The organism is Bradyrhizobium sp. NBAIM14, from assembly GCF_020193895.1.
GTDB classification, from domain to species: domain Bacteria; phylum Pseudomonadota; class Alphaproteobacteria; order Rhizobiales; family Xanthobacteraceae; genus Bradyrhizobium; species Bradyrhizobium yuanmingense.
Genome location: NZ_JADYVQ010000005.1, coordinates 134,454 through 156,537, shown reverse-complemented (window position 1 = coordinate 156,537; position 22,084 = coordinate 134,454). Strand labels below are relative to the sequence as shown.

Genomic DNA, 22,084 nt, shown 5'->3' with positions numbered 1-22,084 from the left:
AAGGGCTCCTCGCAATGACGAACGGTGAGAGCGTCGCACAAAATTCACGCCTTCGCCTTCTCGTGCGCCCGCAACTCGTCGACCAGCACCCGCACGTTCTCCGAATAATCGATCGGGACCACGACCAGATGCACGCCGCCCTCCCTGAAGGCGGCATCGAGCGTCGTGCCGAAGCTGTCGATGCTTTCGATGCGATGACCCTTGGCGCCATAAGCCTTGGCGTATAGTGCAAAATCCGGATTGCCAAACGTCATGCCGTAATCGGCAAAGCGGTCGACGGCCTGCTTCCAGCGGATCATGCCGTAGGCCTTGTCCTCCAGCACCAGCACGACCAGGTTGAGCTTGAGGCGGACCGCCGTCTCTATCTCCTGGCTGTTCATCATGAAGCCGCCGTCGCCGGCAACCGCAAGCACGCGGCGGTCGGGATAGAGCATCGCGGCCATCATCGCCGACGGCAGGCCGGCGCCCATGGTCGCCAGCGCATTGTCGAGCAGCAGCGTGTTGGCGACGCGGGTGCGATAGTTGCGCGCAAACCAGATCTTGTACATGCCGTTGTCGAGGGCGACGATGCCGTTCTCCGGAATCACCTGGCGGATGTCGTGCACGATGCGCTGCGGCGTCGGCGGCCAGCGCGCTTCGATGGCGCGGTCGGCGATGTGCTTCAGTATCTCTTCGCGCAGCGGCAGCAGCGCCGCGGCCTGCGGCAGCTTGCCTTCGAGTCGATCCGCCAGCAGCTCCAGGCTCGGGCCGACGTCCCCTACGACCTCGGCATCGGGGAAATAGACCTGCTCGACGCTCGCCGGCGTGTAGCTGACGTGAATGACCTTTGGCCCTGACGGCCCCATGATGAAGGGCGGTTTCTCGATCGGGTCGTGACCGATCGCAACGATCAGGTCGGCAGCGTCAATGGCATCATGCACATAGTCGCGCTCGGACAAGGCGGCAGTGCCCATGTAGAGATTGGTGCCGCCGGGCACGGTCCCCTTGCCCATCTGCGTCGTGAAGAACGGCATGCCTGTCCGCCGCACGAAGCTTGCGATGCCGTGTGTCGACCGCGGCCGGCTGGTCGCCGCGCCCATCATCACCAGCGGGCGCTTGGCGGCCATGATCATCTCGGCGGCGCGGTCGAGCGCGGCGCGATGGGCGACCGGGATTTCTATCGGATGGACCGGGATCACGGGGACCGCAGGCACCTCGTCCCCGGCAACGTCCTCGGGCAGTTCGAGATGCACCGGCCCGGGCCGCTCCTCCATCGCGACGCGAAAGGCGTCGCGCACCACGGTCGGGATGCTGGAGGCGCTGACGATCTGCCGCGACAGCTTGGTCAGCGGCTTCATGGTCGCCACGACGTCCACGATCTGGAAGCGGGCCTGCCGGCTGCTCATGATCGGCTTCTGGCCGGTGATCAGGATCATCGGCATGGCACCGAGATGCGCATAGGCGGCGCCCGTCGACAGATTGAGAGCACCCGGGCCGAGCGTCGACAGACAAACGCCGGGCTTGCCGGTCAGCCGCCCGTGCGTTGCGGCCATGAAGGCCGCGGCCTGCTCGTGGCGGGTCAGGATCAGCTCGATCCTCGAAGCACGCAGCGATTCGACCAGATCGAGATTCTCTTCGCCGGGGATGCCGAAGATGCGGTCAACACCCTCATTCTCCAACGCCGCGACAAACAGGTCCGATCCCTTCGCTTTGCGTTCCATCCCGCCCAATGCCGCCTCCGCTCGTTGTGAATTCAGACTCCCCGAGCGGCCGCATGGTAACGGCTCCCGACACGGGAACAACTCACAAAGAGGCGCGCAACTGCAACTCGATCAGCTCTCGCACGATTGACAAGCCGCGATATCTGACTAAAGTCAGATATCATGCTCAATCCCGTCTCCCGCGTTCGCCGCTTCAACCGCGCCGTCACCTCTGCGGTCGGAGCACTCGATACGTCGTTTCTCGGGCGCGGCCGGCCGCTGGGTGCCGCGCGCGTGCTCAATGCGATCGGGCACGGGCGATCGGACGTGGCGGAGATCCGCGACTATCTCGGTCTCGATTCCGGGCTGATGAGCCGGCTGCTCCGCAGCCTCGAGGACGAAGGGCTGATCGAGACCGCCGCACGCGAGGACGATGCGCGGCGGCGCATGGCAACGCTCACACGGGCGGGCCGGCGCGAGTTCGCAGCCTACGAGGCGCTGTCCAACGCGCAGGCCGAAGGCCTCCTCGCGCAACATTCGCAACGCGAGGCGTTGCTGGCGGCGATGGACCTGATCGCCTCCGCGCTGACGCGCGAGCGCGTCGCGCTGGAGGAGACGGATCCGCGCTGCGAGCAAGCGCGCTACTGCCTCGGCGAGTACTATGCCGAGCTCGGCCGCCGCTTCAGCCAGGGCTTTGACGTCTCGCTGTCACGCGACCCCGACGCCAAGGACATGCGCCGGCCGCGCGGCACATTCCTCGTTGCGATGTCGGACACGCTGCCGATCGGCTGCGTCGGCTTGAAGGGCACCGATCACGGCTACGCCGAGATCAAGCGGCTGTGGGTCGCGCCCGCCGCGCGCGGGCTGCGGCTCGGCCGCCGCCTGATGGATGCGGCCGAGAGCGCCGCGCGCGAGCTCGGCATCGCACTGCTGCGGCTCGACACCAACAGCGCACTGCCCGAAGCCGGTCAGCTCTATCGCAGCACGGGCTGGCGCGAGATCCCGCGGTTCAACGACGATCCCTATCCGGACCTCTTCTTCGAAAAGCGCCTCTGACGCTGGACCGGTTCGCGGTCCTCGCGCGTTGGTCGAGGCCGTGGGAGCTTCGATAATGATGAGAGACGACCTCGCCGACATCTACCGCGCCTACATCGCTTGCCTGAATCGGCGGGATTGGCCGGCACTCGGACAATTCGTGCATGAGGAGGCCACCCACAACGCGCGGCCCCTTGGGCTTGCGGGCTATCGCGCGATGCTGGAACGGGATGTTCGGGAGATCCCCGATCTGCAGTTCCATATCGAGATGCTGATCTCCGATCCTCCCCGCATCGCCGCCCGATTGAAGTTTGACTGCACACCGGTCGGGACATTCGTTGGTCTTGCGGTCAACGGGCGGCGCGTGTCCTTCTGCGAAAACGTCTTCTACGAATTTCTCGACGGCAAGATCCGGCAGGTCTGGTCGGTGATCGACAAGGCCGCGATCGAGGCGCAGCTCTGACGCCACGCCTCGATCTCGAATTCACGCCGCCGCGGGCGCCACCTCGCCTTGCGGCTTTGCGAAGGGGCGGAACGTCATGGCCATCAGGAAGGCCCCTAAGCCCATCGCCCAGGAGGCGATGTAGAGCCAGGCATAGCTGGAGAAGGCATCGTAGATCAGGCCGCCGGCGAGCGGGCCGGTCGCCATGCCGAGGCTGCCTGCCATCGCCGTGCCGCCGATCACCGTGCCCATCATCTTGAGCGGGAAGTTCTCGCGGATCAGAACGGCATAGAGCGGCATGGTGCCGGCATAGATGAAGCCGAAGATCGCGCCGACCGCATAGAACGTCGTCAGCTGTTGCGCGAAGACATAGGCGAGCGCGCCGAAGGCCTGCAGCAGCAGGCCCGAGACCAGCACGCGCTTGGCGCCGAAGCGGTCGCCCATCAGCCCGAAGGCGATGCGCCCGCCGAGGCCGGCAAATCCCTCGATGCTGTAGATCGTCACCGCTGCGACCAGCGGGATGCCGCAACTCACGGCATAGCTGACGGTGTGGATGATCGGGCCGGAATGCGTCGCGCAGCAGAAGAAGTTGGTGGCGAGCAGGATCAGGAATTGCGGCGAGCGCAACGCCTCGCCCATCGACATCTCGTTTTGTCCGGCGGTTTCGCCGGCGGGCGCGGCCGGACCTTGCGCGAGCGCCGGCGGACGGCGCACCAGGAACGAGACCGGGATCATGATGGCGCCGACCACGAGCGCGATGATCTGCATCGAGGTGCGCCAGTCGTGGCCGGAGACGAGCCAGGCCGCCAGCGGCGACATCGTCATCGGCGCCATGCCCATGCCGGCGGAGACCAGCGACACGGCGAGGCCGCGATTGGTGTCGAACCAGCCCGTGACGGTCGCCATCATCGGCGCGAAGATCGCAGCGCAAGCGGCGCCGACCAGCAGGCCGAACACGATCTGGAACACGAGAAGCGAGGTGGCGTGGCTCGCCGCAAACAGGCTGAGCGTCTGCACGACCGATCCCGTCACCACCACCGGCAGCGGCCCGAACCGGTCGGACAGCGTGCCCCAAGCCATGCTGGTGAAGGCCATGGCCAGAAAGCCGATCGTCATCGCGCTGGAGATGCCGGTCACCGACCAGCCGGTGTCCTTGGTGATCGGCTGCAGGAACACCGGCAGCGAAAACATGCCGCCGATCGCGACGCAGCCAAGCACGCCGCCGGCGGCGACGATCACCCAGCGATAGTTGGACGAAGTCATTTCAGTCTCCCGTCAGGTCTGTCTCGCGTGAAAGACGAATGGGAACTGCGCCCGCCGACAGGCCGACGTCATTTTTGCCGCACGCTTTCGTGAGCGGCCAGCAAAACTCGCAAAACAACCCCATGCACAGTAGCCGGCGCCAGCGGGATCAATGACTTACCTACCAGGAACGACAGCTCAGCGGCTCCCTGTCCTCGCGCGACATCATCACAGATCGGTTTGACACGTCGGGCAAAACAGCCGCAGAATGACAGCATCCCACACATATTGATCTGGTCCGCGATGTTCATCGTGATGATGCTTCGCGCCGCCGGTCTGTTGGTGGATTGCAGGGAGTCCCACATGCCAAAGATCGACGTCGCCACCGTGCCGGCCCGCAAGGGCTCCGGCTATCCGGCGCCTTTCAATGCGCCTTGCGCCGAGCGCATTCGCAAGCGGCTCGGCGATGCCGGAGGCTTGTCGGATTTCGGCGTCAACCTGATGCGCCTGCCGCCGGGCACCTGGTCGAGCCAGCGGCACTGGCATTCGCACGAGGACGAGTTCGTCTACATTCTCGAAGGCGAAGTGACGCTGATCGAGGATGGCGGCGAAACCGTGCTGCACGCCGGCGATTGCGCCGCCTTCCCCAAGGCCAGCGGCAACGGCCATCACATGATCAACAGGTCGAGCGTGACGGCGGTTTATCTCGAGATCGGCTCACGCTCGCCAGCCGACCTCATCACCTGCTCCGACATCGACATGATGAGCCCGGCAGCGGACGGCCGCTTCCTGCACAAGGACGGCACGCCCTATCTGTAAGTGACATTGCGGCTCACAGGCCCGCACTACGGCGCCAGTCGCCGACCGTGAGCCAGACCGCCGAGACCAGGAAGTAGATCGCGCCGACCGCGGCATAGCCCGCGACATTCGCAATCGACGGCACCGCAGGCGTCGCGGCCTGGAAGATGAAGAAGCCGCCCGCCAGGGCCGACTGGCCACCGCTGAGCACCATGGCCCATTGCGCGCCGAGACGCTTCCAGCGCCGCACGGCCGTGCCGACCTGGAGCAGTCCGGACAGGATCGCCCAGGCTCCGAAGATTCCGAGCACCCAGTTCATGCTGACCTGCAAGGCCAGGATGACCGCAATGGTGGTGGCGAGGCTGACCAGCACGTTCAGGCCCTGCGTGCGGTTCTGGTTCAAGCCACCGCTCCAGAGCGCGTCGAGATAATTGGCGGCAGCGTCCCAGGCCGGATAGGCAACGAGCAACGTCGCTGCGATCACTGCCGATGACGGCGCGATCGCGAGGGCCGCAATGACCCAAGCGACGGAAAACGCGGCACGCATGAAGTAGTACTGCTTCAGCCATTGCGCCTGGTCGGCGCCCAAAGCCATCTCGCTGGTTCTCATTTTCTGCTCCTTACCTACTAGTTGGTAGTTTACATACGACGCCGAGCACCGCCCTGCCCGGCCTGTGCCGATCTCGTCAGTGCCTGGTGGAAAGCCGCTCCAGCAGCGGCCGGGTGATTGTCCCGAAGATTTTTGGATCGCCATAGGCCCGCGCCGACAGCATCGCGCCGTGAACGGTTGCCATGAATCCCTCCGCCTCGGCCCGCGCGGTGCCGGAGAGATGGAGCCGGCCTTGCCGCTTGCCGCGCTCCATCACCGAAGCCAGCCACGACGACACGGAGCGGAAATGCGCGCGGACTTCGAGCGCCACTTCCTCGGGCAGAATCGGAAGCTCACTGGCAAGGAGCGCGCAGACGCAGAAGGGAGCCGTCGCATCCTTGATGCACGCCTCCCAATAGGCGATGTAGCTTTTGAGCTGCTCGGCGGGGTCGGCGACATTGCGCTCGAGCGCCGACAGCCCTGCCTGGGCCTCCTCGCGATAGCGCGACACCAGGGTGCGGACCAGATCGATCTTGCTGGCAAAGTGGTGGTGGATGCTCGGCTTGCGGATGCCGACGACATCGGCGATGTCGGCGTAACTGAAGCCGTTGTAGCCGCCCGCGATGATCAGCGTACGGGCGCAGCCAAGAATGTCGTCGGCGGTCGAGGAAGCGGTGCTCATGGCGCTTAGCTACCTTCCAGTAGGTAGGCGGTCAAGCGAGGATGCTTCAATGATCCGTGAGTGAGTGGTAGGAGCCCTGCATGACCATCCGCCCGATCGTGCGCTATCCCGACCGCCGGCTTGCGCTGCCGGCCCGCGCCGTCACCGCGTTCGACGATTCCTTGCGCGAGCTCGCGCAGGATCTGCTCGACACAATGCGCGCCGCGCCCGGCATCGGCATCACCGCGCCGCATATCGGCGTGCCCTTGCGCGTCGTGGTGCTGGAGCTCGACGCGAAGGACGGCCCGCAGACCTACGTCAATCCGGAGATCACATGGGTCTCGCCGGAGATGATCATGCACCGCGAAGGCAGCGTCTCGATGCCGGGGATCAACGACGAGGTGCAGCGACACGCGCGGGTGCGGATCAGCTATCGGGATCTCGACGGCAACATGCACACCGAGGAGTCCGAAGCCCTGCGAGCTGTCTGCCATCAGCACGAGATCGACCAGCTCGACGGCATGTTCTGGATTCAGCGGCTGTCGCGGCTGAAGCGGGAGCGGCTGGTGAAGAAGTTCGAGAAGATGTCGCGGAATTCGTAGGGTGGATTAGCGCAGCGTAATCCACCTGAGTACGACAAAATGAGAGAGATGGTGGATTACGCCGCCCGCTGCGCTTCGCGGCGGCCTGCTAATCCACCCTACGCTACTGCCTGTGTGGGACACCCCGGATTACGCTGCGCTCCATCCAGGCTACGGAGCCCGATTACGCCCTCTTCCCTGTCCGCTTGATGATCGGCGCCTTGCGACGCTCGCGCTTGCCGCGCGCGATCTCGGTGGCGAGCGCGTCCAGCTTCGGCTCCCAGAAAATCCTGAACTGGCCGACCCAGGCATCGACCGCTTGCAGCCCGGCGGCGTCGACCGAATAGAGGCGCCTTTGCGCCTCCGCCCGGACGCTCGCAAAGCCGCTCTCGCGCAGCACCTTGAGGTGCTGCGAGACGGCCGCCTGGGTGATGCCGAACTCGGCCCCGATGACTTCGACGACCTCGCCGGACGCCATCTCCTTGAGGCCGAGCAGCTCGAGGATGCGGCGGCGCACGGGATCGGCGAGGACCTCGAAGGCGTGCATCAGCTTCCGGTGCCGGGATGAACGATGTCGGGCGGCATCTCGCCGCGATAGAATGCGATGGTGCGGTCCGAGCGCTGCTTCGCCTCGTCAGGATCGACCCCGCTTGCGACATGCGCCGCACGCCAATATTCGCCGCTCGTCGTCATGAAGTCCTTGCCCTCGGGCGAGACCATCCACGCCTCCGCCGTTTCATGATCGACCGATGCCCCGGTCGCAAGATATCGCTCAAGTCCCGCAAGCGCGAGGTCCCAACCGATACCGACCGCACCCGGACCGAACTGATTCCAATGATCCTCGATGATCGCGGTGTGCTCAAGCGTCAGGCGCGCCTGGCTCCGCTCGGCTTTCAGGCTGACGTCGATCCAGCTCGTGGCGCCGCCGAATTCCCAGGTCGCGGCGAAATGGGTGGGCGGCGTGCAGGACGTGATGGTGCCGCCGGCATTGCCCTTGACCTGGTAGCGTCCGCCGAGCCGGAGGTCGCCCTCGACCGGCGCAAACCAGCGCGGGATCCGCTCCCTGCTGGTCACGGCGTCCCAGAGATCGTCGACGCTGGTGTCGTAGAGCCGCGTTAGCGTCACCGCGCTAGCCGGCTTGCCGTCTCTCTCCAAGCTCCTCACCGAGCGCGTCACAAGCCCCAAGACCCTGGCGACGTCGATCTGCATTTTCGGTTCTCCCTGTGGTTCATCCGCCGAACAAATATCGATCGCGACTAATATAAGTCAATACTTATATTGCGCGACGTTCCGCTGTGTCAAACCGCCCGCGAGGCGGAACCAAACAACGGCCACGGCGTCTATCCGTGCCCTCCCCCAGCCCCACAAGACGGAATGACCTCATGAAAGTTCGCAAATTCGCCATCGCCGACGCCTCGCTCGAGCGCTCACCGGGACAGGACGGCGATATCTTCGTCGCCAACTTGGTCGACCAGCGCCACGGCGGACCTATCACGATCGGCTTCGGCCGCTACGCGCCGAACCAAAATCTCAAGGAGACGATGAAGGTCGACGATGTCATGATCGTCCTCGAAGGGAAGCTGTCGGTCACGAGCGACGGCAGCACCGTGACCGCGGGGCCCGGCGAGATCGTCCATATGCCGAAGGGCGAGACGGTCACGATCCGCTCGCACGAGCAAGGCGCCGTCACCGCCTATGTCACTTATCCGCATTGGCAGGAGGCGCATGAGTGAGGCACGAGCTGCGACGCACTACCCGCCGGGCATCAGCGCCTTCGCCAGCTCGTAGGGCGGATTAGCCGAAGGCGTAATCCGCCATTGCCGACACGGCGCGGCGAGAGATGGTGGATTACGCCGGCGGACTGCGCTTCGCGCAGCCGCAGGCTAATCCACCCTACGCACCGACCACTAGCGCTTTGGCTAGCGCCATGTAGGCCGGCAGCGTCACGGGATCGTTGGCGGCGTTGCCTGCCATGGGATGCGAGGCGTAGCGTGCGATCACCATTTCGGCCTTGGGATCGATGTAGATGCCCTGGCCGTAGACGCCGCGCGCCATGTAGGCGCCGTGCGCGTTGTGCGTCACCCACCATTGATTGCGGTAGGAGGCGCCCGGCAGCGTGGTGTAGCCGGCCGGCTTGAATTTTTCGGGATCGCCGCCGCGCGCGATGTCTTCGACCACCTGCGACGGCACGATCTGGCGGCCGTTGAAGCGGCCGTGGTTGCGCATGGTCTCGCCAAAGCGAGCGAGATCGCGCAATGTCGTGGAGAGACCGCCGCCGCCGCTCTCGGTGCCTATGCGGTCGACGTGATAATGCGCGTCCTCCTCAGCGCCCATCGGCTGCCAGATCCGCTCGGACAGGAGGTCGGACAGCGTCAGGCCGCTGGCGCGCCTGATGATCCACGCGAGCACGTCGGTGTTGACGGTCTTGTAGGCAAAGGCCTTGCCGTGCTCGCCCTGCTTCTTCTGCGCGATGAGGAAATCGAAGATGGTGGTGGGGCCGTCATAGCCCGGAGGGATCGGCGCCATGCCGTTGGCGCGCCTGAGGCCCCACACGTCCGAGTTCTTGTCGGTGTAGACCTCGGTGTAGGCGAGCCCCGTGGTCATATCCATGACCTCGTGCACACGCGCATCGCCGAACGCGCTTGGCTTCAGCTCCGGAACATAGTCGACGACGGGCGCCTGCGGATCGACCTTGCCCTCAGCGACCAGAATCCCCGCGAGCACGCCGGTGAACGACTTCGTCACCGACATCGCGATATGCGGCTTGTGCGGCTTCAACGCGCCGAAATAGCGCTCATAGATCAGCCTGCCCCGGTGCAGCACGGCGATGCCGTCAGTGTAGGTCTCCTCCAGCATCTTTTCGAACGTCATGGGTCGGCCGTCCATCGTGACCGAGGCAACCCGGCCGATGTCCTGCTCCGCCCGCGGCAACACCGACGCCGGCCCTGCCCCGCGCCAGACGTTCACGGTCGGCACGAGCTGGCGGATGTTGCTCCAGGCCCAGCGCAGCTCGGGGAAGCTGCGGAAGGAGCCGTCCTGGAAGGTAATGAGGCGGTCGGGGGATGGCGGGAAGCCGCGCATATAGCCGAGGGTTTCGGGGTCGGTTTCAGCGGCAGCAGGCTGCTGGCTGGCGGCAGTCGCGACGGACATTAAGCGGGCTCCTTGGAGACGATGCGGATGTCGTATCACGGGAGCAGAGGTCGGGCATCCGACGTTTGTGCCGGGGAGCTACGCACAGTCGGGATGACGTGGCCAAGCATGGCACGCGAGGGGCTCGCAGCGCCGCACTATGCCGAGAGGAGTGGCAGCCTGCCGATCCTGCCCGCTCCGGATTCCTCATCCCGCCTTGAGCAACCACCGGATCGGCAATGCGATCACGAAGAGCGTGGTGACACCTGCAGCCCACAGCGTCACGAACCATAGCAGCTGCTTCCAGGTCCGCGATGCGCGCAGCATCAGTGATACCCCTCGCCGTGCCGCACCTTGCCGCGGAAGATCCAATAGACGTAGCCGGTATAGACAAGGATCACCGGTACCAGCACCGCCGCGCCGACGAGCAGGAACAACTGGCTGCTGGGATGCGTGGCTGCCTGCCAGATCGTAATCGAGGGCGGCACGATCATCGGCCACATGCTAATGCCCAGCCCGGCATAAGAAAGCAGGAAAAAGCCGAGCGCGCACAGGAACGGCATCCCATCCTCGCCCTTCGCGAGCGCGCGGTGAAAGCGCCATGCCAGCAGGGCCAAGAGAACTGGCACAGGCGCTGCGTAAAGCATGTTCGGCAGCGTCAGCCATCGCTCCCGGAACGCAGGGCTTTGGATGACCATCATCAGTGATATGAGGGCGATGAAGCCGAGTGTCGCAAACCCGAGAACGCGTGCGTAGTTGCGGCAGCGTGCCTGAAGCGCGCCGTCGGTCTTCCATATCAGCCAGCACGCGCCGAGCAGGCCGTAGCCGACGACAAGGGCAACACCGGTCAAAACCGAGAAAGGTGTCAGCCAGTCCCACCACCCGCCGGCGTAAGCACGCCCCTCCACGCGGATGCCCTGCACGATGGCACCAAGGCAAACGCCCTGGAGCAATGCGGCCGCAAAGCTGCCCCACGAGAAGGCGCGGTCCCACCATATTTCACCAGCCGACGTCCGCGCTCGAAACCGCATTTCGAAGGCTACTCCGCGGAACACCAGCGCCAGCAGCATCAGAATGAGCGGCATGTACAGCGCAGGAAAAATCGTCGCGTAGGCCAGTGGAAACACGGCGAACAATCCGCCGCCACCGAGGACGAGCCAGGTTTCGTTGCCGTCCCAGACCGGTGCCACCGAGTTGACCATGACATCGCGATCGGGCCTCGCCACCTCGGCCGGAAACAGGATGCCGACGCCGAGGTCGAAGCCGTCCATCACAACGTAGAGCAGCACGGCCGTGGCGATCAGCAGCGCCCAAATCAATGTGAGGTCGATGCTCATGGCCGGATCCCCGCTTGTCGCGGCTCTGCTCTGTGCGTGTCTGACCCTGCTATCAAGGCTGGCGCCGGCGTGATGCCGGCCGTGCGGACCGGCTGGCCTTGTGGCGGTCCGTGCTCGCCGGCTTCAGGGGTCTGGCGGAAGAGGTGAAACAGATAAGCAATCCCCGCGCCGAACACGACAAAGTACACGACAACGAATGCCGCCAGAGACGCGGCCACGGCCGGCGCTGCGATCGGCGCCACGCTATCGGCGGTCCTCAGCAGTCCATAAACCGTGAATGGCTGGCGTCCCGCTTCCGTCACTGTCCATCCAGCTGTCACAGCAATCAGCCCCGACGGCCCCATGGCCACGGCAAAGCGATGCAGCCATGGCGTGTCGTACAGGGCGTCTCGCCAACGCAGAACGAGCGAGGCCATGCCGAGCACGATCATCAGAATCCCCAAGCCGACCATGATGCGGAACGCCCAGAAGACGAGCGGAATGTTGGTCGGCCAGGTGTCTTTCGGGAAAGCCTTGAGCCCCTTGACCTCTCCATCAAGGCTATGCGTGAGATAGAGGCTCGCAAAGCCAGGAATGGCAATTTGGCCGCGCGTCACCCCGGCTTCGGCGTCCGGCATTCCGAACAGGATGGAAGGCGCGCGGCGCTCGGTCTCGAAGTGACCCTCCATGGCGGCGACCTTGGTGGGCTGGTGGTGATACGAATTCACCCCATGCAGATCGCCGATCAGAAGCTGTAGCGGGGCCACGATCGCGGCCATCCACATCGCCATTGAGAACATGATGCGAGCGCGTTCGTTCATCCTGTTCCGCAGCAGGTGCCAGGCGCCCACGGCTCCCACGATCATCGCGGTCGTCAGGTAAGCCGCCGTCACCGTGTGGGCGAAGCGATAAGGGAACGACGGATTGAAGATGATCGCGAGCCAGCTCTCGGGGATGAATTGGCCGTCCGCTCCCATCGCGTGTCCTGCCGGCGTCTGCATCCAGGAATTTGCGGCTAGAATCCAGAAGGCCGAGAGCAAGGTGCCGCCCGCGACGAAACAGGTCGCGACGAAATGCAGGCGCGGGCCAACGCGTCCCAGGCCGAAGAGCATGACTCCAAGGAAGCCGGCCTCGAGAAAGAATGCCGTCAGCACCTCGTAGCCGAGGAGCGGCCCGAGCACCGGGGATGTCTTGTCGGCAAACACCGACCAGTTCGTGCCGAACTGGTATGACATGACCAAGCCCGACACCACGCCCATGGCGAAAGCGACAGCGAAAATCTTAAGCCAATAGCGGTAGGTATCTAGATAGGCGCCCCGGCCCGTCCACAGCCACAGCCCTTCGAGCACCGCAAGATAGCTCGCCAGCCCGATCGTGAAGGCCGGAAACAGGAAGTGCCAGACCACCGTGAAGGCAAACTGGAAGCGCGCAAGATCCAACGCGCTGGGTAATAAGTCGGACATAGCTCCGCCCCCGACATCAAGTGCGGCCCGCAGCTAACGCTTTCAACCTACGCTTGTTCCAACTGCCTCGAACATCCGATGTCGAGGGTTTTAAGCATTCTGCGGGCACTGTCCTTGAAGGCTATCCTCGGCACATTACCATCTCAATATGCCGGAATGTCCTACCCCGCGCACGGCCTGCAACGGACGAGTTGCGGTTGAGTTCGACGCGCAGAGGCCGTTCTGCCGGCTTCGAAGAGCCGGCGCAGAGCTTATTTGATCAATGCAAGTTGCTGACGCGCTGCCGTTGGGCAAGCCTCACAAGAGGCCATTGTCCTTGAGCAGTTGAACTTCATCACCCGTAATCCAGCCGAAAACCTTCAGCAGCCCATCATTCTGCTCAAGCAGATAGGCATTGGTAAAAGGCACGTCGATACGCCTGCCATCTTTCTCGAATTCGCTGCTCCAGCCCACGTGGACAAGGCAATGTGTTTCATCGATCGAATGCATCTCGATCTCGGAGACGGTGACCGCCTTGTTTCCGATCTGACGGTAGCGCTCGTATCCTTTTGAAATCCGCTCGACAAAACTGTGATCGTTGTCCCCTGCCATGACACCCTTTGGTCCTGCAGCGATATATTGGGTGGAAAAAAGCGAACGGAAAAACTCCTCATCAAGAGTACCGTCCAAGCCATCTCTGAAGGCTTGGGCATATCGTTCAAAGAACTGTTCCACTTCGCTTGTCGAGATGGTCATCGCAGCTCCTCCTTCGACCTCGAGAAAGTGTTGCCAGATCCGCCGCAAGCTGATGGTCCGCTACCTATCGATCTTGGCAAAGATGGACAGCGACGCGAGTCTTGCCGGCGCTCGCAAGCACCAGCTTGAAAACGAAGAAGCCCGCATCTCTGCGGGCGTTCCAGGGTTTCACCTTTCTGGTTCCGGGCCGTGCCAACCAACCAGATCACTCCCACTCGATCGTCCCCGGCGGCTTGCTGGTCACATCATATACCACGCGGTTCACGCCCTTCACCTCGTTGATGATCCGCGTCGCGGTCTCCCCTAAGAACTTCATGTCGAACTGGTAGAAGTCCGCGGTCATTCCGTCGGTCGAGGTCACGGCGCGCAGGCCAACGACGTAATCGTAAGTGCGGCCGTCGCCCATGACGCCGACGGTCTTCACGGGAAGCAGCACGGCGAACGCCTGCCAGATTTCGTCGTAGAGGCCGTGCTTGCGGATCTGGTCGATGTAGACGGCGTCGGCTTTGCGCAGGATGTCGAGCTTGTCCCTGGTGATGTCGCCGGGGCAGCGGATGGCAAGGCCCGGGCCCGGGAACGGATGGCGGCCGACGAAGATTTCGGGCAAGCCGAGCTCACGGCCGAGCTTGCGCACCTCGTCCTTGAACAGCTCGCGCAGGGGCTCGACGAGCTTCATGTTCATGCGCTCAGGAAGGCCGCCGACATTGTGGTGCGACTTGATGGTGACGGAAGGTCCGCCGGTGAAGGAGACGCTCTCGATCACATCAGGATAGAGCGTGCCTTGCGCCAGGAAATCGGCGCCGCCGATCTTCTTGGCCTCAGCCTCGAACACCTCGATGAAGAGGCGGCCGATGGTCTTGCGCTTGGCTTCGGGGTCGGTGACGCCCTCGAGCTCGCCGAGGAATTGCTTGGAAGCGTCCACGTGGACGAGCGGGATGTTGTAGTGGTGGCGGAAGAGGTCGACGACCTGCTCGGCCTCGTTGAGGCGCATCAAGCCGTGATCGACGAACACACACGTCAGCTGGTCGCCGATGGCCTCGTGGATCAGGACGGCCGCCACGGCCGAATCGACGCCTCCGGAGAGGCCGCAGATCACCCTGCCCTTGCCGACCTGTGCACGGATTTTTGCGATCTCCTCCTCGCGGAAGGCGCGCATGGTCCAGTCGCCGGTGAGGCCGGCGATCTTGCGCACGAAGTTGCGGATGAGCTTTGCGCCGTCGGGCGTGTGCACCACTTCGGGGTGGAACATCAGGCCGTAATATTTGCGCTTCTCGTCCTGGATGATTGCGAAGGGCGCATTCGGCGAGGTGCCGGCGACGGAGAAGCCCGGCGGCATCCTGGTGATGCGGTCGCCATGGCTCATCCAGACCTGGTTCTTGCTGCCTGACGACCAGACGTCTGCGAACAGCTGGCTCTCGGCCTTCACCTCGACATCGGCGCGGCCGAATTCGCGGTGATGGCCGCCCTCGACCTCGCCCCCTAACTGGGCCGCCATGGTCATCTGGCCGTAGCAGATGCCCATCACCGGCACGCCGGAATCGAAGATGAGTTGCGGGGCGCGGGGTGAGCCGGCTTCATGCACCGACTCGGGGCCGCCGGAGAGGATCACCGCTTTCGGCTTCATCTCCTCGAAGGCGGCTTCCGCCTTGTTGAACGGGACGATCTCGCAATAGACGCCGTCCTCGCGCACGCGACGCGCGATCAGCTGCGTCACCTGGCTGCCGAAGTCGACGATGAGAATCTTGTCGTGCGCCGAGGCCACCGAGGGCGTCGACGCGGAGCGGTCGTTCTGTGCTGCTGTCATGGCCAGCCAATACGCTGGCGGCGCGCGGGCCGCAACCGCGGTGGTGGAGCGCCCACATGCTTCTTTGGGCATGGACACGAGGCGCTTAGGTAAGTAATATTTACCTAATTTGGTCAACGCAAACGTCGTCGCAACGCTAACGAGCGCTCCAAGAAAAAGCGGCCACATCGGGGCGACGACTCGCGCCCGCAATGACGGAGGCAACAGCGTGCGCTAACAAAAGCGGCGCCGGCTCCGAGACAGGATCGCCCCCATGAAACTCCCCACCTCCCCCTTCACCGTCACCGACTGGAGCAAGGTTGAGCCGACCACGCATCCGGGCGAGAGCGGCGAGGCCACATGGCGCACGCTCAACATCGGCGAACTCCGCGTGCGGATGGTGGAGTACTCGCCGGGCTATCTCGCCGATCACTGGTGCGATCGCGGCCACGTGCTCTATGTGCTGAAGGGCGAGCTCGACTCTGAGTTGCGCGACGGGCGCAAATTCAAGCTCACGGCGGGGATGAGCTACCAGGTATCGGACTTAGGCGACGCCGCGCACCGGTCCTCGACGACGACGGGGGCGACGCTCTTCATCGTCGACTGAAGCGCGCCGACGGTTAATTTGCACCGCAAAATAGCAAAGTCGCGCGACGTTTCGGGTCGCGGGTGGTGCCTTGAAGTGGCCCCAAATTCTCGCTATATTGTGATCATCGATACTTGGCCGAACGACTGGGCCGCTTCGCTTCGTTGCTGACGGGCGCGCACGCTTCAGATGAATTCTCCAAACATCGACTCATCAGGGACTATGGGCGCAATGCTGCGTACCGGTCTGCGTGCGTACCTCTCTAACTTAACAAGGAAATTCCCATGGCTATGGGCACCGTGAAGTGGTTCAACACCCAAAAGGGTTATGGTTTCATCCAGCCGGATGACGGCCAGAAGGACGTGTTCGTTCACATCAGCGCCGTCGAGCGCGCTGGCCTCTCCTCCCTCAACGAGGGTCAGAAGGTCTCGTTCGACATCGTCGCCGACCGCCGCAGCGGCAAGTCGTCGGCTGACAATCTCCGCGTCGGCTAACGCCCTCGCACCGTTCTGACCGCGGACATACCGGCAGAACGTTGGAACTCGAAAGCCCCGCGACCGGGATCGGTCTGCGGGGCTTTTGTTTTTGATGTCATTTCGGGGCGCCCGCAGGGCGAACCCGGAATCCATGGACCCGCGGAGACCGCCGCACGATGGATTCCGGGCTCGCGCTACGCGCGCCCCGGAATGACAACGTCGATCAGCCGGTCTTTTTCAGCACCGACACGAAAAACCCATCCGTCCCGGTCCGGCGCGGCGTCATCAGCCAGCCCTCGGCTGACTGCAGCGCAGCCTCGCCAAAGGCTTCCGCCTTGTCCCAGAGCACGCTTGCAGTCTGCTCGGGCGGGACGACCGAGAACTCGCCATGTCGGCCGACGAACGCCCTCACCTGCTCGCCGTTCTCCTCCGCCAGCACCGAGCAGGTGATGTAGGCGATGCGGCCGCCCGGCTTGACCAGCGGAACCGCGCGCTCCAGCACCTCGGCCTGGTCGCGCAGACGGATCTCCAGCGCGCCGGGGCGCATGCGCCATTTGGCATCGGGGTTGCGGCGCCAGGTGCCGGTTCCGGTGCAGGGCGCGTCGATCACGACGAGGTCGGCGGTGCTGCGGATGTCGGCAAGCGAATCGGCCTCGCCCTTGGGCGTGCGGATTTCGGCGTTGTGGACGCCGGCGCGCGACAGCCGCTCATGGATCGGCGCGAGCTGGCGCTTGTCACGGTCGGTTGCGATCAGCCGACCCTTGCCCTGCATCAGGGCGGCCAGCGCCAGCGTCTTGCCGCCGGCGCCGGCGCAGAGATCGATCACCTGCTCGCCGGGTTTTGCCGCGGTGAACTGGGCCGCAAGCTGCGATCCCTCATCCTGCACTTCAATCGCGCCCTTGATGAAATCCTCTTCCGCCTGGATGCCGGGATTGCGCGCATCGGCCGAAAGCTCGATGCGCAGGCCGGTTGCGGACCAGGGCGTCGGTTTTGCATGAAGATGAGAAAGCGCCTTCAGCGCCTTGTCGCGGTTGGATTTTAGCGTGTTGACGCGCAGGTCCAGCGGCGCCCGGCTCGCCATGGCGGCCGCCTCCGCGGCGCGGTCCTCGCCGAACACCTTGGCAAGGTGCGGGTCGAGCCATTCCGGGTAGTCGCCGGCGACGGCGGCAGGTGCGTCCTGGAGGGAGCGCGAGGCGAGCGCAGCCTGCTCGGCCTCGGTCAGCGGCGCCGGCGCAAAGCGGCTGCCGTCGAACAAGGCGCCCATAGTCGCCGTGTCCATGTTGCGCTCGAGGCGGAGCATGCCGATCAGCCGGGCCCGCGCGGTATCGGAATCCATCAGCCAGGCGCTCGAGGCGTAGCGGCGCAGCACATCCCAGACGAGGCCGGCGATGGCCGCGCGGTCGCCGGAACCGGCGAAGCGGTGCGCGGTGCCCCACTCCTTCAGCGCCTTCGCCGCGGGCACGCGGTCCCTCTCGATGGTGTCGATCAGTTCGATGGCTGCGGACAGCCGGGCAGCAGGGGTCATTCGCGTTCTTTCAAGTGGTGCGCAGCGCCTAGATCAGCAGCAAAAGCTTCAGCGCGAAGTAAATCCACATCGCGAGCAGCACCAGCACGCCGGCGAGCCAGACCGTGGAGCGGCGGCCGAGATCGTTGGAGGAAACGAACACGCCGGCATGGGCAAAGCGCGTCACCACGAACACCCAGGACATCAGCACGATGAAGAGATCGGCGCGGCGCAAGGGCAATGCCAGCGCAATCAGGACATAGAACAGCACCGGCAGCTCGAACTGGTTGCGGTAGCAATTGGCGATTTGTGTGGCGCCCTTCGGCCAGTTCGGCTCGCCGAGCGCAATGTCACGGATCTTGGTCTCGCCGGAGACCAAGGTCTTGCGGCGCGCCAGGACCATGCCGATCAGCAGCGCGAAGGTGAGAGCGACCTGCACGAAGACCGGCAGCAGGACCATTTGAACGGACATCGGAACTTTCCCGGGAGGCGAAATGCCGCCGACGTCATTAGCCGCGACTTTTGGCGCTGACAATGAACGACTTGAACCGGCATTCCCGCTTCCCCGACCAACCCCAGATTGTTGAAGCGATTTCGGCCCCTTGGGCCCCGAGGCGAGCCAGCCATGAATTCCTTGTCCAGCTTGTTCAGCGAAGCCGCCGCGGGCCAGCTCGGGATCCTGATGTCGGCGCTGTCGGGGATCGCGGCAGCGCTCGCGGTCGCGCTGGCCATGACGGTCTACTTCCGCCTGAGTTACAGGACCTGGCGCGACGTCATCAGGCATGGCCTGGCGACCTTGGCCGCGCTCGCGCTGTTCGCCTTTGCCGCCTACGACATGCGCCATGCGGCGCTCGCCTATCTCGGCCTCAATCCCTCCAAGCCCGCCATCGAGTTCGAGATCCGCATGCCCCGGGAGATGCTGACGGCGGTGAACGACAGCCAGATCGAGCTGCACACCGACCGCAACCAGACATTGGCGCTGGTGGACGGCGTGCGCGACCTCTCGGACGGCCGGGCCGTGCTGCGCGGCGCAGTGGTGCTCAACCACCGCACGGCCGATCGCGTTCTGGTCGTGAACCTCTCAGGCAAGGGCGTCTTCGAGTTCCGCCTCCGCCTGCCGGCCGAGCCGCATCGCTCCGGCCAGTTCGGCCCCTGGCACCTCGCCGACCGCATCGCTTCCCCGCTCGCCGCTGCCGTCGCCCCGCAGGACGGCTACAGCATCCGCTATCGCGTGCTTTAAACTTTGTTCGCTGCGATCCATGCCCGCCCCGTCATCGTGCCGACGCGCGGCGACCGGTAGGATGATCGCATGTCCGAATTTCGTCTCACGCAGATTTCCGACACCCATCTTGGCCGGCGCTTTCCCGGCCTGATCGCCAACTTCGCGGCGATCAGCGAGCATATCGACGCCGGTAGGCCCGATCTCGTCGTCAACACCGGCGATGTCTCGTTCGACGGGCCGACCAGCCGCGACGACGTCGAATTCGCGAAGAGCCTGCACGACGCGCTGCCCGTCACCTGCCGCTATCTCCCCGGCAATCACGATATCGGGGACAATCCGACCGCGATCGGGCCGGCGCCGAAGCCGCCGGTCAGCGAGACGCACCGCCAGCAGTTCTGCGACATCATCGGCGAAGATCATTGGGCGTTTGACGCCGCGGGCTGGCGCTTCATCGGCCTCAATTCGCTGGTGATGAATTCGGGCCTCGCCTTCGAGGCCGAGCAGCTCGACTGGCTGTCTCAGGAAATCTCGCGCGTGAACGGCAGGCCGGTCGCACTGTTCCTGCACAAGCCGCTGTTCCTCAACCTGCCCGACGACGCCGAGACGCCGGAGACGTCGATCCGCTACGTGCCGCAGCCGGCGCGGGCGCGGCTGATCGAGATGTTCGGCAAGGTCGACCTGCGTCTCATCGCCAGCGGGCACGTGCACCAGCGCCGCGACTTCACCTTCCGCCACACCCGCCACGTCTGGGCGCCGTCAGCGGGCTTCGTCATCAACGATCAGCGCCAGGACCGGATCGCGATCAAGGAAGTCGGCCTGGTCGAATACCGCTTCCAGCCCGACAGTCTCGAGGTCCGCCACATCAGGGCGGCCGGCCAGGTCGATGTCGATATCGAGGAGCTGCTCATCCAGATGGGCGACGGGCACTGATAAAATCGGCTGCGTGCAGTAGGCGCGCTTGATGTCCGCCTGTCACTCAACACCTAGCGCAGAGCCGGACACGCGTGCTCCACATCCCGACCCCGTAAGCGAGGCCTGTCTAGTGGTTCTGGAGCTTCGGCTTGCGACCAACAGGAACATCGCTGGCTCCGCGCGCATTGAAGGACGATCAGACTACGTCGATGGAGGCCCCATGACCAGGACAACGCTGAATGAAGCGAGGCTGACCAATTTGGCCACGGCTTGCGCGGCCTTGGCACTCGTCCTCACGATGGTTCCGGCAACGGCGCAGGAGGCTGGGCGCTCGAGAGTCGGCACACTCACGTGCAACATATCGCCCGGAGTCGGCATGATTGTTGCGGGACAACGGCAGCTGAGCTGCATCTATGCATCGGCACGAGGCAGGGCGCGCGAGGCTTACGAAGGCACCGTCAGCACGCTTGGTCTGGACATAGGAGCCACGTCCGGCGGTCAGCTCGTTTGGACCGTGTTTGCGCCAACGACAGTTCGCCGGGCAGCCTTGGCCGGAACTTATGCGGGCGCGACCGCCGGCGGCACTGTCGGCGCCGGAGTTGGTGCCAACCTCCTGGTGGGCGGCTCGGATCGTACGATTGCCTTGCAGCCGGTGTCCGTCCAGGCGCAGACAGGTGTGAACGTCGCAGCAGGCATATCAAGAATGGAATTGCGGCCGGTTGCTGCGCCTGCACGCGGCAAGGCCCAGTGACGGCCGTCGCTGCCGATCTCAGGAGTTCGTCATTGAGTTGACGACCTCCACGATGGCGGCGGGGTCTGCGTACGTGACCATATGCCCGGCATTTGGAACAAGGTGAAGATCGGACCGAGGCAGTGCTTGATGTAAATCCTGCGCTTGTCTGAATTCGATCACTTGGTCCTCTGTTCCGTGGAATATCTGCACTCGCTCGCCGATGGCTGGATAATAAGCTTGGAATTGTGTTGCAGTTGGAATGAGGAGTGCACTTTCCTCCGCAGCCGCCCTCAACTGTGTGGGTCTGAGCACCAAAGACGCTGGAAATTCATTCCTGAACGTCTGCGGGACAGAACGGGGCGCAAAGATCTTGCGAAGAGCTCCTGGCAGGACGGCCCACGAAACGATCGGCGCGACAGTGTAACTGACCAGGTCGCCCAGGACCGGTATGGCTGGACCTGACATCAGCCACACGTCCAATCGGCCGGTCGGGAAATAGTACCCTGACGCAAGCACAAGACCCTGGGTCGGATAATCCTTTCGCACGGCGAGAGCGATAGCGACCAAGGCGCCCCAAGAATGGCCGAGCACAACCGGATTGCGGATTCCAAGTTGATTGAGCGCCTTCGCCAGCAGAGCGGCTTGAGCTGCCGCGGTCCATATTCGGAGCCGCGGCCGCTGACTATAGCCAAAGCCTGGGCGATCGAAGCACACCACGCGATTGGTGCGGGCAAGAAGATCGACCAGACCGCTGATCGTGAAGTCCTGGATCATGGATCCGTTGCCATGGAGCAGCACGACGCAAGGAGCGGCCGGATCCCCTCGATCGACATAGTGGAGCACTACGCCGTCGCATTCGAGGAACTTGCCGATTGGTGGATTCCTCCACTCGGCCAGTTTGGAGAAGCCGATGTTACCGACGACGAGAAGCGCCAATAACAAGGCAGCGATGAGCAACACGGTTTCAGCGGTGGTCATTACTGACCCTTGATGATCGAGGGTATGAACATGAGACCCGCGGTGCCAAGCAAGTGAACCAATCCATGGAGTAATTGGAAGTTGAAGCGCTCGTTCCTGCGCGCGATCGCGGAGGATTGATTAAAAATCACGTGCCCCGGAACGGTCCAGAAATGCCCACGTTGGCCGCTAAGGATCGCACCTGTGACGGAGAGGATCCGACGTCACCAACAATAACCAA

At 64.1% G+C, this 22,084-nt stretch carries 26 protein-coding genes; 10 read left to right on the top strand and 16 right to left on the bottom strand.

The features are described from left to right. Positions 1 to 44: 44 nt before the first annotated feature. Entirely contained in the window at positions 45 to 1,700 is a 1,656-nt protein-coding gene (locus tag I6F28_RS15040) for an acetolactate synthase large subunit (RefSeq protein WP_225140227.1), read from the bottom strand. A 162-nt stretch (positions 1,701 to 1,862) separates the two neighbouring features. On the opposite strand from I6F28_RS15040, the gene I6F28_RS15035 reads away from it, so the two are divergent. Both I6F28_RS15035 and I6F28_RS15030 read left to right on the top strand, forming a co-directional pair. Next, a complete protein-coding gene (locus tag I6F28_RS15035; protein ID WP_225140226.1) occupies positions 1,863 to 2,735 on the top strand; it encodes a bifunctional helix-turn-helix transcriptional regulator/GNAT family N-acetyltransferase in 873 nt (290 codons plus the stop codon). A gap of 55 nt (positions 2,736 to 2,790) precedes the next feature. Beyond that, the gene (locus tag I6F28_RS15030) at positions 2,791 to 3,177 is read left to right on the top strand and encodes an ester cyclase (protein WP_109144036.1); all 387 of its coding nucleotides are present in this window, start codon (positions 2,791 to 2,793) and stop codon (positions 3,175 to 3,177) included. Between the two features lie 21 nt (positions 3,178 to 3,198). On the opposite strand, the gene I6F28_RS15025 is transcribed toward I6F28_RS15030, so the two are convergent. Both I6F28_RS15025 and I6F28_RS15020 read right to left on the bottom strand, forming a co-directional pair. Continuing rightward, entirely contained in the window at positions 3,199 to 4,419 is a 1,221-nt protein-coding gene (locus tag I6F28_RS15025; RefSeq protein WP_225140225.1) for an MFS transporter, read from the bottom strand. Between the two features lie 68 nt (positions 4,420 to 4,487). Beyond that, positions 4,488 to 4,763 carry a hypothetical protein gene (locus I6F28_RS15020; RefSeq protein ID WP_225140224.1) on the bottom strand — a complete coding sequence of 92 codons (276 nt, stop codon included), beginning with the start codon at positions 4,761 to 4,763 and terminating at the stop codon, positions 4,488 to 4,490. Between I6F28_RS15020 and I6F28_RS15015 the strand changes: the two genes are divergently transcribed. Further along, the gene (locus tag I6F28_RS15015; RefSeq protein ID WP_225140223.1) at positions 4,762 to 5,217 is read left to right on the top strand and encodes a cupin domain-containing protein; all 456 of its coding nucleotides are present in this window, start codon (positions 4,762 to 4,764) and stop codon (positions 5,215 to 5,217) included. The genes I6F28_RS15020 and I6F28_RS15015 overlap by 2 nt on opposite strands. Before the next feature lie 13 nt (positions 5,218 to 5,230). On the opposite strand, the gene I6F28_RS15010 is transcribed toward I6F28_RS15015, so the two are convergent. Together I6F28_RS15010 and I6F28_RS15005 are read right to left on the bottom strand one after the other, a co-directional pair. After that, positions 5,231 to 5,806, bottom strand: coding sequence for a DUF308 domain-containing protein (locus I6F28_RS15010; protein ID WP_225140222.1), 576 nt, complete (start codon positions 5,804 to 5,806; stop codon positions 5,231 to 5,233). A 76-nt stretch (positions 5,807 to 5,882) separates the two neighbouring features. Further along, positions 5,883 to 6,467: a TetR/AcrR family transcriptional regulator gene (locus tag I6F28_RS15005; RefSeq protein ID WP_225140221.1), complete on the bottom strand. Its 585-nt coding sequence runs from the start codon at positions 6,465 to 6,467 to the stop codon at positions 5,883 to 5,885. A gap of 80 nt (positions 6,468 to 6,547) precedes the next feature. Here I6F28_RS15005 and I6F28_RS15000 point away from each other — a divergent pair, with 80 nt between their 5' ends. Further along, on the top strand, positions 6,548 to 7,048 hold the full coding sequence (locus I6F28_RS15000; protein ID WP_225140220.1) for a peptide deformylase: 501 nt from the start codon (positions 6,548 to 6,550) through the stop codon (positions 7,046 to 7,048). Between the two features lie 163 nt (positions 7,049 to 7,211). Here the strand turns inward: I6F28_RS15000 and I6F28_RS14995 are convergent, their stop codons facing one another. Both I6F28_RS14995 and I6F28_RS14990 read right to left on the bottom strand, forming a co-directional pair. Continuing rightward, positions 7,212 to 7,574, bottom strand: coding sequence for an ArsR/SmtB family transcription factor (locus tag I6F28_RS14995; protein ID WP_057028929.1), 363 nt, complete (start codon positions 7,572 to 7,574; stop codon positions 7,212 to 7,214). Beyond that, positions 7,574 to 8,236, bottom strand: coding sequence for an SRPBCC family protein (locus I6F28_RS14990; protein ID WP_036000961.1), 663 nt, complete (start codon positions 8,234 to 8,236; stop codon positions 7,574 to 7,576). Before I6F28_RS14990 ends, I6F28_RS14995 begins: the two co-directional genes overlap by 1 nt. A 173-nt stretch (positions 8,237 to 8,409) precedes the next feature. On the opposite strand from I6F28_RS14990, the gene I6F28_RS14985 reads away from it, so the two are divergent. Next, positions 8,410 to 8,760, top strand: coding sequence for a EutQ-related cupin domain-containing protein (locus I6F28_RS14985; RefSeq protein ID WP_036022587.1), 351 nt, complete (start codon positions 8,410 to 8,412; stop codon positions 8,758 to 8,760). Positions 8,761 to 8,920: 160 nt separating this feature from the next. Here I6F28_RS14985 and I6F28_RS14980 read toward each other — a convergent pair whose 3' ends face one another. From I6F28_RS14980 to guaA, 6 genes are all read right to left on the bottom strand, one after another. After that, positions 8,921 to 10,177: a serine hydrolase domain-containing protein gene (locus tag I6F28_RS14980; protein WP_225140219.1), complete on the bottom strand. Its 1,257-nt coding sequence runs from the start codon at positions 10,175 to 10,177 to the stop codon at positions 8,921 to 8,923. 186 nt (positions 10,178 to 10,363) lie between these two features. Beyond that, complete coding sequence (locus tag I6F28_RS14975; protein WP_225140218.1) at positions 10,364 to 10,483, bottom strand: DUF2474 family protein; 120 nt, start codon at positions 10,481 to 10,483, stop codon at positions 10,364 to 10,366. Continuing rightward, entirely contained in the window at positions 10,483 to 11,493 is a 1,011-nt protein-coding gene (gene cydB, locus I6F28_RS14970; RefSeq protein ID WP_225140217.1) for a cytochrome d ubiquinol oxidase subunit II, read from the bottom strand. Before cydB ends, I6F28_RS14975 begins: the two co-directional genes overlap by 1 nt. Then, complete coding sequence (locus I6F28_RS14965; RefSeq protein ID WP_225112227.1) at positions 11,490 to 12,935, bottom strand: cytochrome ubiquinol oxidase subunit I; 1,446 nt, start codon at positions 12,933 to 12,935, stop codon at positions 11,490 to 11,492. The genes cydB and I6F28_RS14965 overlap by 4 nt, the downstream gene beginning before the upstream one ends. A gap of 297 nt (positions 12,936 to 13,232) precedes the next feature. Beyond that, complete coding sequence (locus tag I6F28_RS14960) at positions 13,233 to 13,670, bottom strand: DUF6841 family protein (protein WP_225140216.1); 438 nt, start codon at positions 13,668 to 13,670, stop codon at positions 13,233 to 13,235. A gap of 205 nt (positions 13,671 to 13,875) precedes the next feature. Then, complete coding sequence (guaA, locus tag I6F28_RS14955; protein WP_225140215.1) at positions 13,876 to 15,474, bottom strand: glutamine-hydrolyzing GMP synthase; 1,599 nt, start codon at positions 15,472 to 15,474, stop codon at positions 13,876 to 13,878. A 253-nt stretch (positions 15,475 to 15,727) separates the two neighbouring features. On the opposite strand from guaA, the gene I6F28_RS14950 reads away from it, so the two are divergent. Together I6F28_RS14950 and I6F28_RS14945 are read left to right on the top strand one after the other, a co-directional pair. After that, entirely contained in the window at positions 15,728 to 16,060 is a 333-nt protein-coding gene (locus tag I6F28_RS14950) for a DHCW motif cupin fold protein (protein WP_225140214.1), read from the top strand. 263 nt (positions 16,061 to 16,323) lie between these two features. Then, complete coding sequence (locus I6F28_RS14945) at positions 16,324 to 16,533, top strand: cold-shock protein (RefSeq protein ID WP_008141931.1); 210 nt, start codon at positions 16,324 to 16,326, stop codon at positions 16,531 to 16,533. A gap of 205 nt (positions 16,534 to 16,738) precedes the next feature. Here I6F28_RS14945 and I6F28_RS14940 read toward each other — a convergent pair whose 3' ends face one another. Next, positions 16,739 to 18,040 (bottom strand): RsmB/NOP family class I SAM-dependent RNA methyltransferase, encoded by a 1,302-nt coding sequence (locus I6F28_RS14940; protein WP_225140213.1) that lies wholly within the window; start codon positions 18,038 to 18,040, stop codon positions 16,739 to 16,741. A gap of 28 nt (positions 18,041 to 18,068) precedes the next feature. Continuing rightward, entirely contained in the window at positions 18,069 to 18,491 is a 423-nt protein-coding gene (locus tag I6F28_RS14935) for an MAPEG family protein (protein WP_036000992.1), read from the bottom strand. Positions 18,492 to 18,644: 153 nt separating this feature from the next. Here I6F28_RS14935 and I6F28_RS14930 point away from each other — a divergent pair, with 153 nt between their 5' ends. The 3 genes from I6F28_RS14930 (at position 18,645) to I6F28_RS14920 (ending at position 20,904) form a co-directional block, all read left to right on the top strand. Further along, the gene (locus I6F28_RS14930; RefSeq protein ID WP_225140212.1) at positions 18,645 to 19,259 is read left to right on the top strand and encodes an acriflavin resistance protein; all 615 of its coding nucleotides are present in this window, start codon (positions 18,645 to 18,647) and stop codon (positions 19,257 to 19,259) included. A 69-nt stretch (positions 19,260 to 19,328) separates the two neighbouring features. Continuing rightward, positions 19,329 to 20,171 (top strand): metallophosphoesterase family protein, encoded by an 843-nt coding sequence (locus I6F28_RS14925; protein ID WP_225140211.1) that lies wholly within the window; start codon positions 19,329 to 19,331, stop codon positions 20,169 to 20,171. A gap of 202 nt (positions 20,172 to 20,373) precedes the next feature. Next, positions 20,374 to 20,904 (top strand): DUF992 domain-containing protein, encoded by a 531-nt coding sequence (locus tag I6F28_RS14920; RefSeq protein ID WP_050995857.1) that lies wholly within the window; start codon positions 20,374 to 20,376, stop codon positions 20,902 to 20,904. A gap of 18 nt (positions 20,905 to 20,922) precedes the next feature. On the opposite strand, the gene I6F28_RS14915 is transcribed toward I6F28_RS14920, so the two are convergent. After that, complete coding sequence (locus I6F28_RS14915; protein WP_036022562.1) at positions 20,923 to 21,864, bottom strand: alpha/beta fold hydrolase; 942 nt, start codon at positions 21,862 to 21,864, stop codon at positions 20,923 to 20,925. Between the last annotated feature and the right edge of the window lie 220 nt (positions 21,865 to 22,084).